The organism is Pseudomonas germanica (assembly GCF_019614655.1).
Classification (GTDB): domain Bacteria; phylum Pseudomonadota; class Gammaproteobacteria; order Pseudomonadales; family Pseudomonadaceae; genus Aquipseudomonas; species Aquipseudomonas neuropathica.
Map to the genome: position 1 here is coordinate 4,190,031 of NZ_CP071586.1, position 14,695 is coordinate 4,204,725.

Sequence of the window (14,695 nt, forward strand, 5' to 3'; positions counted from 1 at the left end):
CTTGCGACAGACAAAGAAAAGCCCGGCTTAAAAAACCGGGCTTTTTAGTGCGCGATTTCCGTTAACCACCGCCATTACCACCACTGCTGCTACCGGACGGTTGACCCGCAGGGCTGGGTTTGGAGGCAGAAGGCACCGGCCCATTGTCGGTCTTGCCACCATCACCACCCTTGGGCAGCGAATCGGCATCCGGGTCGGCATTGGTGGCTGGAGACGCCGGTTCACGAGTCTGGCTGTTGCCGTCGTTGGCTGTCGGAGTCGGCGTTTCGCCAGCCGCGATCGCGTACAGCGAACTGCCGGACAGCAACGCCGCGAGGGTTAACACCGCGATTTTATGGTTCAGCATGGTGGCTTTTCCTTTGCGTGGGGAGTTACAGCATTGGAAGAAGGTGTGTGGCGAACGTGCGGTGTGTCGGACGAATGGTTAAGAATTGAAGCGAAAAAAAACGCCTGTCCAGGCATCGGTTTTTGAGCATTCGTTACCGGATTCGGACGATCAGCGCTTCATGGTTTTGCATTGGCTGCGCAGATCCCAATTGCTGATGCTTGCACAGGTACTAACTTTCCTGGCTTTACAAAACGCACGTTAATCAAGGTCATTGATAGACGCGCAACTACCGCCCTTCTCACCCTCACACATAGTGCGTACATCCGAATCATTGATGCTCGCGCAACTACTGCCTTTCCTGGCCTCACAATATTTGCGTTGCTCTTGATCATTGATGGAATTGCAACTGGCAGACGCGTAAGCGCTGAATAGCAACAACATGGCAAGAATCAATTTCATCTCACACTTCCTTGGGCTTGCCGGGAAACAGCCTGGTACTGGTTGATCCGTTCAATGAGCGTCGCGAAACGCCGTCAAATCGACATCATTTTTGAGAAAAGCTCCAAATCGAGAAATGAGCTGAACGCCGATTCGAGTGCTGAAAAAACGGTGGGAAAACACCTCCTTTGTTGAGGGGATTCATACCCGATGGGCTACGAAACAGTGCCGAACTGCTTAGTCCGCTTCTCCATCCATACCTCACGTCCCGGAATGCGACGACTGCGTCGCCGAGCGGGGGCAAGCCCCCTAACCACAGGGTTGTATTAGTGTCCTACAGGTTGATTGTGACTGCCAGAATTGCTGCCTAGAGTAGGGATGTCGCTGACGGTATTAAGCAAAGGGGTGTCGCAGCCCTGACAATAAGTGTAGTACCCAACACCCCAATCGCAACCACGCTCAAAATCCGTTCAATGGTGGCTGTGTGCGGGAGGCCTTCGGGTCTGCCAGGTTCCTCGCATCCTCGGTTTGAGACCTGCACACAGCTATCACCCTTCGACTCACAGCGAATGGCATTAGCTTTCTCCCAGATACGAGGAAGCTTTACCTATGCAGACGGATAAACCGCTCCACCACTACGCAAAAATGCCCCCCCCCGCCACGGAGCGCCCGGTTCGCCTATCGAAGCCGACGCCCCCACTGCGTGACCTCCATGACTGCCTCGGCGAACGCCTCAACGCCGTCCTCAACTATCTAGACTTAATCGCCTGCACCAGCCTGCCCGACTACTACGATCACGACATCAACACTACCACCAACATCGCCAGAATCATGGTGCAAAAATGTGAGTGATGTGTTTCAGGGTGATTGAGTAACCGGGGGCTTGATCATACCCATCACTCGTGCCTCTTCCAAGAAAGGGAGCTTGATGGCACTCTGACACCAAAAAACCTCTGCCACTCAAAAAAATCCAAACTCAAAAGGAATTTAAAGTGAAAACCACCCTCACGCTCAATCAAACCATCTCGCCATACAACAAGAAGTCCATCACTGAACACGCCCTTACACCCGGGGACATATTATTATATTCAAAAGTAAGCGATGGCTTACCAAACAATATAGCCGACGCCACAAATGGTTTTTTTCATCATGCAGCCCTTTACTTAGGAAAGTGCCCAACAACAAATCTATCTCGCATATTACACACGGGGCCAGCAGGGGCTAAGATAGATCACGAAAACCTATCCCTCCCAACAACTTTTGATGGCGTATTTGTCGTCAGGACAAACACCTCTATCAATATAAATAAACTAAACGCTTTAGCACTTTCAAGCGTTGGCATTCATTATGACTATTCTAGATTACCGTTCGTAGGTTTGGCGGCTTGGGATAGAAGATGCTTTGTCAATGGAAGCATGATTTTCAAGCCTTTCACAAATAAATTCTCCAGAAAAATCATCACCCGTCTTAATAGAGAAGGCTCGCACAACGTCTGTTCTGGCTTAACTTTGGATATCCTGTCGCAATCCATTGCACCAAAATTATTCACGAATGCGTGCATAAACTTAAGTCAAATGAGTCCGAACTGTATTTGGCAGGAAGCCACTTTGGACAAACATAATTTTTCCACTTACTGCTTAGAACCCATTTCAACACTTCAACTTCAACGCAAAAAAAGATCTATATTCCGGGCATCACTATCACTAGCAGTTAACTAAACACCCCCCCACAACCAGAAACACGAAGAAAATGACAAAAAATAGAGTGCACAACCCATGGACCCGCTAACCACTTCGACAGCAATGCTACTAGCAGTAGCCGGCGTATCCACTCTTGCATTTATAATTAAAACCACCATAAAAAATACTGTAAAATCTGCAATACAACACGGATTCGACCGAGAACTCGAGAGCTTAAAACAGCAAAACCAAACAGCCCTCGAAAAAATAAAGCTGGAAAACCAAAAAACCATTGAAGAACTAAAATCGCTTTTAGCCAACGAGAACACTGAGCGCATCGAATATCTAAAACGCGAAATACAGATAAAAGATAGATCTGCAAAGATTGCCGAATTAATTGCGGAATGGTTAACTTACCCTGAAGAACAAAAGACACTTAACACATTAACTATAGAGGCTTTCCTTTGGCTACCTGATGATATACTACAAATGTTATCACAGGTGCTTTCACACTCCCCTACGGCTCCAAACATCAGAGAAGTGCTAGCAAAAGTACGACAACATCTGATTACAGAGTCAATTCTTGACCCAAAGGAATTTATTATATTCCAACAAGAAACCACGAGAAAAATTATTCACCATCATCGCAAACAAGACTGACCTGAACTTAAAAAGCAGGATACCAACTAAACCGCCAGCCAACGTGATGGCGGCTTAGTTAGAAACAAGTATTTTCAATTAAGCAATATACTAAACTCAAATTAAAAATTCGCCGGCGTATTCGCACTAATAATCTCAGCCTCATCCGCCCCGATATTCCGGAACTTATGCGGCAGCGTCGTCGGAAAGTAATACCCATCCCCGGCATTCAACACACTCACCGACCCATCCACGGTCAACTCAACCGTGCCCCGCGTCACCAACCCACACTCCTCGCCCTCAGCATGCACAATCGGCTCTTCCCCCGAACTCGCGCCTGGTGCGTATTGCTCGCGCAGCAAGCGCATCTGCCGGCTGGGCACCGAGGCGCCGATCAGCAGCAGTCGCAAGCCATGGCGGCCGAGGTCGGGTTGTTCGTTGGCGCGGAAGACGTATTGGTGTTCGCGCGGGGGTTGGTCGAAGGTGAAGAAGTCGGCCAGGGACATCGGTATGCCTTCGAGCAGCTTTTTCAGTGAGCTGACGGAGGGGCTGACGCGATTCTGTTCGATCAGGGAGATGGTGGCATTGGTCACGCCGCTACGCCGGGCCAGCTCGCGCTGGGAGAGTTTGTAGCTTTCGCGTACTAGTTTGAGTCGAGAACCCGTATCCATGACAGCCTTATGTGAGAAGTACTTAGGCTCTGCGCGAAAACTGCCTGCGCGACGATCATGCTGCGTTAAAAACAGGCTCGGAATGCTCATGTAGGGCCCTACAATCCGCTTCCTCGCCTGTTTTTGCCTTGCCTGATCGCCGCTCGGCGGTTCTCGCGCAGACCCACGGGTAATGGGGGTGGGTGGCGGGTGCCGCGCGAGGGGCGCGGATCACGTTGCTCCCGTGTCCCGGAACCGTGAAAGGCGGCTATTAAATCACGTTTGCCGGTGTTGCTCAGCAGGTTCGATGGACGGAGGGGTAAAAGTCCTTCTTGCCTTGGTAATACAGTCCTGTAGGAGTGAGCCTGCTCGCGATTCGGTGGCACATTCAACATTATTTTTGACTGGATGGCCGCCTTCGCGAGCAAGCTCGCTCCCACAGGTTTTTTGGTGTTTCTGTGGGAGGGATGGTGGCTGGACTGGCCTCATCGCGAGCAGGCTCACTCCTACAATTTGATCTTTGGCATTTCAGCAGGATTGATTTTGCCTTTGCTGGCCTCTTCGCGAGCAGGCTCGCTCCCACAGTTGGACATCTGGGTGTCAGTGACATCGGTGGTGTTGCTGCAGCATTAAAAAACCGGCGGGGTCTTGGGGGCCGCCGCCGGGGAGGTAACTTAGATGCCGAAACGGTCGCGCAGTGAGTAGTAGACAGCACCGAGGGCGGTCAGTGGCGCGGAGAAGGTGCGGCCGCCGAGCATTGGCATGTGCGGCAAGGACGCGAAAGCGTCGAAACGTTCGGCGTCGCCACGGATCATTTCCGAGATCAGTTTGCCGGCCAGGTGCGAGCAGGTGACGCCGTGGCCGCTGTAGCCTTGCATGTAGTAGGCGTTTTTCTCGATGCGGCCGAATTGCGGCATGCGTGACATGGTCAGCAGGAAGTTGCCGGTCCAGCGGTAGTCGATCTTGACGTCTTTGAGCTGCGGGAAGGTCTTGAGGATCTTCGGGCGGATCAGTTGTTCGATGTCGTCCGGTTCCCGCGCGCCGTAAACCACACCGCCGCCGTAAAGCAGACGGTTGTCGGCGGTGAGGCGGTAGTAATCCAGCAGATAGTTACAGTCTTCGACGCAGTAGTTGTTGGTGATCAGGCTGCGCGCCTGCTTTTCGGTCAACGGCTCGGTGACGACGATCTGCGAACCGCACGGCATGCTTTTCGCGGTCACGCGGTTATCCAGACCTTGCGGCAGATAAGCGTTGCCGGCGATCAGCAAGTACTTGGCGCGGACCTGACCTTTGGCGGTGCGCACGACGTTGGGCTCGCCATATTTGATTTCCACGGCCGCCGATTGCTCGTAGATCTTGCCGCCCAAACGCGTGATCGCAGCCGCCTCACCGAGCGCCAGGTTAAGCGGATGCACGTGACCGCCCTGCATGTCGAGCAGACCACCAACGTAAGCATCGGAGCCAACTTCACGACGGATATCCGCTGCGTCGAGCATCTTCAGATTGCGGTTGCCATAACGCTCCCAACCGCGCTTCTGCTCGGCCAGACCGTTGAGTTGTTTCTTGTTCATCGCTGCGAAGATGCCGCCCGGGCGGTAGTCGCATTGGATGTCGTATTCCTTGATGCGCGAACGAATGATGTCGGCGCCTTCGAAGATCATGCTGCCGAGAATTTCCGCAGTCTTGTCGCCGTAGCGCTCTTCGATCACGTCGACGTCGCGGCTGTAGGAGTTGACCAGTTGACCGCCATTGCGACCGCTGGCGCCGTAGCCGACTTTGGCCGCTTCCAGCACCGTCACTTTGTAGCCCGCTTCGGTGAGGAACAGCGCCGAGGACAGGCCGGTGTAGCCGGCGCCGATGATGCAGACGTCGCACTCGACCGACTCTTCCAGAACCGGAAAGTCGATGACTTCATTGCGAGTGGCGGCGTAGTAGCTGTTTACGTGTTGCTGTTTCATACGTTTCTCCGAGGGCCGCCAATCAAAGGCGACCACCGCTGTAATAGAGTCAGAGCTTGATCCAGGTCGCTTTCAGCTCGGTGTACTTGTCGAACGCGTGCAGCGATTTATCGCGACCGTTGCCCGACTGCTTGAAACCACCGAACGGTGCGGTCATGTCGCCACCGTCGTACTGGTTGACCCAGACGCTGCCGGCACGCAGGCCACGGGCGAAGTTGTGCGCCTTGCTCAGGTTGCTGGTCCAGACGCCGGCGGCGAGGCCGAAGATGCTGTCGTTGGCGATCTGCAGCGCTTCTTCGGCGGTGTCGAAGGTGATCAGCGACAGCACTGGGCCAAAGATTTCTTCCTGGGCGATGGTCATCGCGTTGGTCACGCCGTCGAACAACGCCGGTTGCACATAGAGGCCGCCGGTTTCTTCGAGGGTGCGTTGGCCGCCGGCGATCAGTTCGGCGCCCTGCTCGCGACCGATGCTGATGTAGCGCAGCACATTGTCGAGTTGACGCTGATCGACCACGGCACCGACGGTGGTCGCCGGATCGAGTGAATGACCCGGTTTCCACGCTTGCAACGCTTCCACCAACAGCGGAATGAATTGCTCGCGAATCGAGCGCTCGACCAGCAGACGCGAACCTGCGGTGCAGACTTCGCCCTGGTTGAAGGCAATGGCGCCGGCCGCTGCTTGTGCTGCCGCACGCAAGTCCGGTGCGTCGGCAAACACCACGTTCGGGCTCTTGCCCCCTGCTTCGAGCCAGACGCGTTTCATGTTGCTTTGGCCGGCATAAATCATCAGTTGTTTGGCGATTGCCGTGGAGCCGGTGAAGGCCAGCACGTCGACGTCCATGTGCAACGCCAACGCCTTGCCGACGGTGTGGCCGAAGCCCGGCAGGACGTTGAACACGCCTTTCGGAATGCCCGCATCCAGCGCCAACTGCGCGATGCGGATTGCGGTCAGTGGCGATTTTTCCGAAGGTTTGAGAATGAACGAGTTGCCCGCTGCCAGCGCCGGAGCGAATTTCCAGCTGGCCATGATCAACGGGAAGTTCCACGGCACGATGGCCGCAACCACGCCCGACGGCTCGCGAGTGACGAGGCCGAGTTGGTCGTGCGGTGTGGCGGCGACTTCGTCGTAGATCTTGTCGATGGCTTCGGCGCTCCAGCGGATCGCGTTGGCGGTCGCCGGGATGTCGATGCTCATCGAATCGCTGATCGGTTTACCCATGTCGAGGGTTTCCAGCAGCGCCAGCTCTTCCTGGTTCTGCAGGATCAGATCGGCGAAGCGAATCAGGATGCGCTTGCGCTCGGCCGGGGCTTTTTTTGCCCACACGCCGGATTCAAAAGACTGACGCGCGACTTCAACGGCGAGGTTGGCGTCGGCTTCATCGGTGCTGGCCACGGAGGCGAGGTAACGCCCGTCGACGGGGCTCAGGCATTCAAACGTGTCGCCACTGATGGCCGGGCGGTATTCACCGTTGATGAACGCGCGGGCTTCGATGGTCAGGGACTGGAAGCGTTGTTCCCAGTCGTTGCGGGTCGTTGTCATTGTTGTGGCTCGACAAGGGGGGGATTGGGGGTGTCGGGGTGTTGTGTCTGGTTTGAGATGGCTGCCCTCACCCTAGCCCTCTCCCGGGGGTAGAGGGGACCGACCGAGTTGTCTTGGGAGATACACCGACCTGAACGACCGAGTCGAATATAGATTCGGCAAAAATCGTTCAGGTCGGCGGATTCCCCGAGCATCCCCGAATCAGTCCCCTCTCCCTCCGGGCGGTCCGACGTTTCGGGAGGGTTAGGGTGAGGGGCTCTTCAGCTTTTGAGGGCCTCAGCCAATCACACCGTATGCAGATACCAGTTGTACTCAAGGTCAGAAATCGAGTTCTCAAACTCGGCCAGCTCACTTTCCTTGCACGCAACAAACACGTCGATGTACATCGGGTCGATGTAGCGGGCCATGACTTCGCTGTCGTCCAGTTCGCGCAGTGCGTCGCGCAGGTTGTTCGGCAGGCTCTGTTCGTTCTGCTCGTAGCTGTTGCCTTCCACCGGGGCGCCCGGCTCGATCTGATTGGTCAGACCGTGGTGAATACCGGCCAGCACCGAAGCCATCAGCAAGTACGGGTTGGCGTCAGCACCGGCGACGCGATGCTCGATACGCACAGCATCGGCCGACCCGGTTGGCACACGAACCGCAACGGTGCGGTTATCGATACCCCAACTCGGCGAGTTCGGTACGTAGAACTGCGCGCCGAAGCGGCGGTACGAGTTGACGTTCGGGCAGAGGAACGCCATTTGCGCAGGCAGGGTCTCCAGCACACCGCCGATCGCGTGGCGCAGCGCGGCGTTCTGCTCGGGATCCTCGCTGGCAAAGATGTTGTTGCCCTCTTTGTCCAGGATCGAAATGTGCACGTGCAGACCATTGCCCGCCTGGCCCGGATACGGCTTGGCCATGAAGGTGGTGTCCATCTCATGGTCGTAGGCGATGTTCTTCACCAGACGCTTGAGCAGGACGGCGTAGTCGCACGCCTTGATCGGGTCGGAGACGTGATGCAGGTTGACTTCGAACTGCGCCGGGGCGCTTTCCTTGACGATCGCGTCAGCCGGGATGCCCTGCTCTTTCGCGCCTTCGAGGATGTCTTGCAGGCAATCGACGTATTCGTCGAGGTCGTCGATCAGGTACACCTGAGTCGACACCGGACGCTTGCCGGACACCGGCGAACGTGGCGATTGCGGACGACCGTTCACGTTGTCCTGGTCGATCAGATAGAACTCGAGTTCGAATGCCGCGCAGATGGTCAGGCCGAGGTCGTCGAATTTGCGCACGACGTTGGCCAGCACTTCACGCGGGTCGGCGAAGAACGGCTGGCCTTCGATCTCGTGCATGGTCATTAGAAGTTGTGCGGTTGGGCGCTTCTGCCACGGTTCGATGCTCAGGGTGCCGGGGATCGGGTAGCAGATGCGGTCAGCGTCGCCGATATCCAGACCCAGACCGGTGCTTTCCACCGTGGAGCCGTTGATGTCGAGCGCGAAAAGCGAGGCCGGCAGGTTGATGCCTTTCTCGTAAACCTTATGAAGACTGGTGCGTTCGATACGCTTGCCGCGCACCACACCGTTCATATCCGCAATCAGAAGGTCGACGTACAAAACCTCAGGATATTTCTTAAGGAATGCGTTTGCTTCGTTGAGTTGAACGGTACGCAGAGGGACCGACATGATGCACCTATTTAGCTGTTAATTATTATGTTCACTGCTGTTTCGCCGAGCCAGTCAACCCGAACGGCAAAGTGAAGTCAATAGCGAACAGATGGCCGTTCAGGGTTTATTTTTCGGGCTTTTTTTAACACTTGCGTGCCAATACAGGCGCCACAGCCCCGAGAATCATGAAGATTTGATGAACGGCGTTTAGAATTTTTTACATGGCAGTTGTTAATTAAAATCAACGAGGCTAAGCTCCGGAAAAGCTCGTTCAAGTGTCAAACTTCGAGGTGAATAAAAATGGCATTCAAGCCATTGATCGGCGTTACTGCCTGCGTCAAACAGATTGGCCTGCACCCCTATCACATCAGCGGCGACAAGTACGTACGTGCTGTCAGCGTTGGCGCTAACGGGCTGCCAGTGGTCATTCCTTCCCTTGGCAAGCTGACTGAAATCGAAGACCTGCTCGGTCAACTCGACGGTCTGCTGCTGACCGGCTCGCCCTCGAACGTGGAGCCCTTCCACTATCAAGGCCCGGCCAGCGAACCCGGCACGGATCATGATCCGGCGCGGGATGCCACCACCCTTCCTTTATTACGTGCAGCCATCGCGGCGGGCGTTCCGGTGCTCGGCATTTGCCGGGGCTTCCAGGAAATGAACGTGGCGTTCGGCGGCAGCCTGCATCAGAAGGTGCATGAGCTGCCAGGCATGCTTGATCACCGTGAAGCCGACAGCCCTGATGTGGCCGTGCAATACGCGCCGGCTCACGCGGTGACCGTGCTTGCTGGCGGCGTGTTCGAGGCGCTGGGATTGCCCGGCGAGTTCCAGGTCAACTCGATTCACAGCCAGGGCATTGATCGCCTCGCTCCCGGCTTGCGTGCCGAAGCGGTGGCGCCGGACGGCTTGATCGAGGCGATCTCGGTCGAGCACAGCCCGACCTTCGCCCTCGGCGTGCAATGGCACCCGGAATGGCAAGTGCTCGATAACCCGAACTACTTGAAGATTTTCCAGGCATTCGGCGCGGCTTGTCGGCAACGGGCGGCGCGGCGCAACCAGCGCTGACACACCCCAAAGGTCACAACGATTTACTGCCCCCACGGACGTCGGGTGTGCCTTTGCGCATCCGTCATTCGTGAACAACAACACCCGTAATAACAACAAGTACGACCCAGGCAGCCAGGACGGCGGCGCCGAACAAGCCAGGACAACCCACTGAAAATGTGGCCCCTGTAGGAGCTGCCGAAGGCTGCGATCTTTTGATGTTGATTGTAAAAAACAAGATCAAAAGATCGCAGCCTTCGGCAGCTCCTACAGGGATATGTGTGAGGGGGATGGTTGTTCCTGGCTTGCAATCCACTTAAGCCCGGCCACATTGGCCCGGCGAACGAAACCTGTTGGGAGTTTCACATGGCAAACGCCTCCAGCACTTACAGGAAGGCACTTGAAGGTCATCAGCAACCGAAAAAGGTGCTGGTGAAAGTCGATCGTGTCACCAAGAAGTTCGACGAAACCGTGGCAGTGGACGATGTGTCCCTGGAGATCCATCAGGGCGAAATCTTCGCCTTGCTCGGCGGCTCCGGTTCGGGCAAATCGACCCTGCTGCGCATGCTCGCCGGTTTCGAGCGGCCGACCGAAGGGCGGATTCTGCTCGACGGCGTGGACATCACTGACATGCCGCCGTACGAGCGGCCGATCAACATGATGTTCCAGTCCTACGCGCTGTTCCCACACATGACCGTCGCGCAGAACATCGCCTTCGGCCTCAAGCAGGACCGTTTGCCGGCCAGTGAAATCGATGCCCGTGTCGATGAAATGCTGCGTCTGGTGCATATGACTCAATACGCCAAACGCCGCCCGCACCAGTTGTCCGGCGGTCAGCGTCAGCGCGTCGCCCTCGCCCGCTCGCTGGCCAAGCGTCCGAAGCTGTTGCTGCTCGACGAGCCAATGGGTGCGCTGGACAAAAAGCTGCGTTCGCAGATGCAACTGGAACTGGTGCAGATCATCGAACGCGTCGGCGTGACCTGCGTGATGGTCACCCACGACCAGGAAGAGGCCATGACCATGGCTGAGCGCATCGCGATCATGCACCTGGGCTGGATCGCGCAAATCGGCAGCCCCGTCGACATCTACGAAGCCCCGGTCAGCCGCATGGTCTGCGAATTCATCGGCAACGTGAACGCCTTCGATGGCACCGTGGTGGAAGACCTTGAAGGTCACGCGATCATCCACAGCCCGGACTTGCAGCAGAAGATCTACGTCGGTCACGGCGTCAGCACTTCAGTGCAGGACAAGTCGGTCACCTACGCGATCCGTCCGGAAAAAATGCTCGTCAGCACCACCCAACCCGAGTTCCGCTACAACTGGTCCGAAGGCAAGGTGCATGACATCGCCTACCTCGGCGGTCACTCGGTGTTCTACGTCGAATTGCCCGGCGGCAAAATCGTCCAGTCGTTCATGGCCAACGCCGAACGCCGTGGCGCGCGCCCGACCTGGGACGACAAGGTCTACGTCTGGTGGGAAGACGACAGCGGCGTGGTACTGCGCTCATGAAAACCTTCAATCAGCAATTCCTGCGCCTGGTGCCCAGCGGGCGAAAACTGGTGATCGGCATTCCGTTCATCTGGCTGTTCCTGTTCTTCATGTTGCCGTTCTTCCTGGTGATGAAGATCAGTTTCTCGGAAGCCGCGCTGTCGATCCCGCCGTACTCGGAGATCTACACCTACGCCGAACAGAAATTCCAGCTGATGCTCAACATCGGCAACTACACCATGCTCGGCGAAGACGAGCTGTACCTGTCGGCCTACCTCGGTTCGCTGAAGGTCGCGGCGCTGAGCACGCTGATGTGTCTGCTGATCGGTTTCCCGATGGCCTACGCGATCACCAAGACCGGCAAGGAAACGCAAAACGTCCTGCTGCTGTTGATCATGATGCCTACTTGGACCGCGATCCTGATCCGCGTTTACGCATGGATGGGCATCCTCAGCAACAACGGTTTGCTCAACGGGTTTCTGATGTGGACGGGGCTCACCGACCACCCGATCGAGATCCTCAACACCAACACGGCCGTGTATATCGGCGTGGTCTACGCCTACCTGCCGTTCATGGTGTTGCCGCTGTACGCCAACCTGGTGAAGCACGACGGCAGCTTGCTGGAAGCCGCGCAGGACCTGGGTTCGAGCAACTTCAACAACTTCTGGAAAATCACCGTGCCGCTGGCCAAGAACGGGATTATTGCCGGCTGCATGCTGGTGTTCATTCCGGTGGTCGGTGAGTTCGTGATTCCCGAACTGTTGGGTGGCCCGGAGACCCTGATGATCGGTCGCGTGCTGTGGCAAGAGTTCTTCAATAACCGCGACTGGCCGGTGGCGTCTGCGCTGGCGGTGGTGATGCTGTTGATCCTGATTGTGCCGATTCTGCTGTTCAACCGCAGCCAGGCCAAAGAGATGGAGGCACGGGGATGAAACGCTTCGGTTTTTCCAAGTTCATGCTGATCTTCGGCCTGATGTTCATTTATCTGCCGATGCTGATTCTGGTGATCTACTCGTTCAACGCCTCGAAACTGGTGACGGTATGGGGCGGCTGGTCGGTGAAGTGGTACGTCGGCCTGCTCGACAACACGCAACTGATGGGCTCGGTGGTGCGCTCGCTGGAAATCGCCTGCTACACCGCGATTGCTGCCGTGGCGCTGGGCACCCTCGCCGCTTTCGTGCTGACCCGCGTCACGCGCTTCAAGGGTCGCACGCTGTTCGGTGGTCTGGTCACCGCGCCGTTGGTGATGCCTGAAGTGATCACCGGTCTGTCGCTGTTGCTGCTGTTCGTGGCCATGGCGCAGTTGATCGGCTGGCCGCAGGAGCGTGGCATCGTCACGATCTGGATCGCCCACACCACGTTTTGTGCCGCTTATGTCGCGGTGGTAGTCTCCGCGCGCTTGCGGGAACTGGATCTGTCGATCGAAGAAGCGGCGATGGATCTCGGCGCGAAACCGTTCAAGGTGTTTTTCCTGATCACCATTCCAATGATCGCGCCGTCGCTGGCGGCGGGCGGCATGATGTCGTTCGCCTTGTCGCTGGATGACCTGGTGTTGGCGAGCTTCGTTTCCGGCCCGGGTTCGACCACGTTGCCGATGGAAGTGTTCTCGGCGGTGCGTCTGGGCGTGAAGCCTGAGATCAACGCCGTGGCCAGCCTGATTCTGCTGGCGGTGTCGCTGGTGACCTTCCTGGTCTGGTACTTCGGCCGCAGGGCAGAAGCCAACCGCAAGCGGGCAATTCAGGAAGCGATGGATCAGACGGCGAATGAGTCGTGGCAGCAACCGCAACAAGCCGCCACCGCATAACCCTGTAGGAGCTGCGGCACGCTGCGATCTTCTGATCTTGATGTGAAAGATCAAAAGATCGCAGCCTCGTTTCACTCGACAGCTCCTACACAAATGTAGTCAGCCCCTCGGTCAGCCCCTCTCCCCCTGGGAGAGGGTTAGGGTGAGGGGGCTTTGCGTAACGTGAATAAAAAGAATGGAGTTGTACCGATGAAAATGTTTGGCAGGACTCTGCTGACACTGTCCTTAATGGGCGCAATGGTCATGGGCGCCCAGGCCAACGACAAGGTGCTGCGTGTTTACAACTGGTCTGATTACATCGCGCCGGACACCGTCAAGAAGTTCGAGGACGAGACCGGCATCCGCGTGACCTACGACGTCTTCGACAGCAACGAAACCCTCGAGGCGCGTTTGCTGGCGGGCAAATCCGGCTACGACCTGGTCGTGCCGTCGAACAGTTTCCTGGCCAAGCAGATCAAGGCCGGCGTCTATCAGACGCTGGACAAATCGAAGCTGCCGAACTGGAAGAATCTCAACCCGGTGCTGCTGAAAAACGCCGCCGCCAGTGATCCGGACAACGCCCACGCGTTCCCTTATATGTGGGGCTCGATCGGCATCGGCTTCAATCCGGCCAAGGTCAAGGAAGTGCTCGGCGCCAACGCCCCGACCGATTCATGGGATTTGTTGTTCAAACCGGAAAACGCTGAAAAACTCAAAGCCTGCGGCATCAGTTTCCTCGATTCGCCGACCGAAATGATCCCGGCCGCCCTGCACTACCTGGGCTACCCGGTGAACGACAAGGACACCGCGCACATCAAGGAAGCCGAGGCGCTGTTCATGAAGATCCGCCCGAACGTGGCGTACTTCCACTCCTCGAAATACATCTCGGATCTGGCCAACGGCAACATCTGCGTGGCGGTCGGTTACTCCGGCGACGTGCTGCAGGCCAAGGCTCGCGCGGTGGAATCGGGCAACAACGTGGTGATCGACTACAGCATTCCCAAAGAAGGCGCCGGCAGCTTCTACGACATGGTCGCGATCCCCCGCGATGCGGCGAACGTCGAGAACGCCTACCTGTTCATGGACTTCCTGATGCGCCCGGAGATCATCGCCGAGATCACCAACAGCAACGGCTACAGCAACGCCAATGCGGCGGCGACGCCATTGGTGGATGAAGCGATCCGCAACGACCCGGGTTCGTACCCGTCGCAAGCGGTGATGGCGACGCTGTATGCGGTGCCGGATCAGCCGATTGCCACCCAGCGGATCATGACCCGTGGCTGGACCCGGGTGAAACTCGGTAAGTGAGCCGATGATCGTTCCCACGCTCCGCGTGGGAACGCAGTCCGGGACGCTCTGCGTCCCAAAGCGTGACGCGGAGCGTCACAAGAGGCATTCCCACGCAGAGCGTGGGAACGATCAGTGTAAAAATTTCCCGTTCACGCAGCGCCTTACCACCGCTGCACCCTGCAATGAACGGCCTCACCTGGCTTCCTCGGTCAAGGTGA

12 protein-coding genes and 1 pseudogene are annotated in these 14,695 nt (G+C 56.8%); 8 read left to right on the plus strand and 5 right to left on the minus strand.

The window, feature by feature from the left end; translation table 11 throughout:
* Positions 1–61: 61 nt before the first annotated feature.
* The gene (locus J0G10_RS18355) at positions 62–346 is read right to left on the minus strand and encodes a hypothetical protein (protein WP_095124568.1); all 285 of its coding nucleotides are present in this window, start codon (positions 344–346) and stop codon (positions 62–64) included.
* A gap of 1,029 nt (positions 347–1,375) precedes the next feature.
* On the opposite strand from J0G10_RS18355, the pseudogene J0G10_RS18360 reads away from it, so the two are divergent.
* The 3 genes and pseudogenes from J0G10_RS18360 to J0G10_RS18370 all read left to right on the plus strand — a co-directional run bounded on the left by J0G10_RS18360 (position 1,376) and on the right by J0G10_RS18370 (position 3,105).
* Positions 1,376–1,637, plus strand: a pseudogene (locus tag J0G10_RS18360) (fructose-bisphosphate aldolase).
* A 121-nt stretch (positions 1,638–1,758) separates the two neighbouring features.
* Positions 1,759–2,484 (plus strand): hypothetical protein, encoded by a 726-nt coding sequence (locus J0G10_RS18365; RefSeq protein WP_220556418.1) that lies wholly within the window; start codon positions 1,759–1,761, stop codon positions 2,482–2,484.
* A 57-nt stretch (positions 2,485–2,541) separates the two neighbouring features.
* The gene (locus tag J0G10_RS18370; protein ID WP_220556419.1) at positions 2,542–3,105 is read left to right on the plus strand and encodes a hypothetical protein; all 564 of its coding nucleotides are present in this window, start codon (positions 2,542–2,544) and stop codon (positions 3,103–3,105) included.
* Positions 3,106–3,206: 101 nt separating this feature from the next.
* Here J0G10_RS18370 and J0G10_RS18375 read toward each other — a convergent pair whose 3' ends face one another.
* From J0G10_RS18375 to J0G10_RS18390, 4 genes are all read right to left on the minus strand, one after another.
* On the minus strand, positions 3,207–3,755 hold the full coding sequence (locus J0G10_RS18375) for a cupin domain-containing protein (protein WP_007950154.1): 549 nt from the start codon (positions 3,753–3,755) through the stop codon (positions 3,207–3,209).
* Positions 3,756–4,408: 653 nt separating this feature from the next.
* On the minus strand, positions 4,409–5,692 hold the full coding sequence (locus J0G10_RS18380; RefSeq protein WP_095124565.1) for an NAD(P)/FAD-dependent oxidoreductase: 1,284 nt from the start codon (positions 5,690–5,692) through the stop codon (positions 4,409–4,411).
* 49 nt (positions 5,693–5,741) lie between these two features.
* Positions 5,742–7,232, minus strand: coding sequence for an aldehyde dehydrogenase (locus tag J0G10_RS18385; protein ID WP_220556420.1), 1,491 nt, complete (start codon positions 7,230–7,232; stop codon positions 5,742–5,744).
* Between the two features lie 284 nt (positions 7,233–7,516).
* Positions 7,517–8,893, minus strand: coding sequence for a glutamine synthetase family protein (locus J0G10_RS18390; RefSeq protein ID WP_007918694.1), 1,377 nt, complete (start codon positions 8,891–8,893; stop codon positions 7,517–7,519).
* A gap of 282 nt (positions 8,894–9,175) precedes the next feature.
* Between J0G10_RS18390 and J0G10_RS18395 the strand changes: the two genes are divergently transcribed.
* The 5 genes from J0G10_RS18395 to J0G10_RS18415 all read left to right on the plus strand — a co-directional run bounded on the left by J0G10_RS18395 (position 9,176) and on the right by J0G10_RS18415 (position 14,495).
* Positions 9,176–9,937 (plus strand): gamma-glutamyl-gamma-aminobutyrate hydrolase family protein, encoded by a 762-nt coding sequence (locus tag J0G10_RS18395; protein ID WP_095047961.1) that lies wholly within the window; start codon positions 9,176–9,178, stop codon positions 9,935–9,937.
* A gap of 345 nt (positions 9,938–10,282) precedes the next feature.
* Positions 10,283–11,425: an ABC transporter ATP-binding protein gene (locus J0G10_RS18400; protein WP_007919249.1), complete on the plus strand. Its 1,143-nt coding sequence runs from the start codon at positions 10,283–10,285 to the stop codon at positions 11,423–11,425.
* Positions 11,426–11,454: 29 nt separating this feature from the next.
* Positions 11,455–12,336 (plus strand): ABC transporter permease subunit, encoded by an 882-nt coding sequence (locus tag J0G10_RS18405; RefSeq protein WP_371857722.1) that lies wholly within the window; start codon positions 11,455–11,457, stop codon positions 12,334–12,336.
* The gene (locus J0G10_RS18410; RefSeq protein ID WP_220556421.1) at positions 12,333–13,208 is read left to right on the plus strand and encodes an ABC transporter permease subunit; all 876 of its coding nucleotides are present in this window, start codon (positions 12,333–12,335) and stop codon (positions 13,206–13,208) included. Before J0G10_RS18405 ends, J0G10_RS18410 begins: the two co-directional genes overlap by 4 nt.
* A gap of 189 nt (positions 13,209–13,397) precedes the next feature.
* Positions 13,398–14,495, plus strand: coding sequence for a polyamine ABC transporter substrate-binding protein (locus J0G10_RS18415; RefSeq protein WP_220556422.1), 1,098 nt, complete (start codon positions 13,398–13,400; stop codon positions 14,493–14,495).
* Positions 14,496–14,695: the final 200 nt, after the last annotated feature.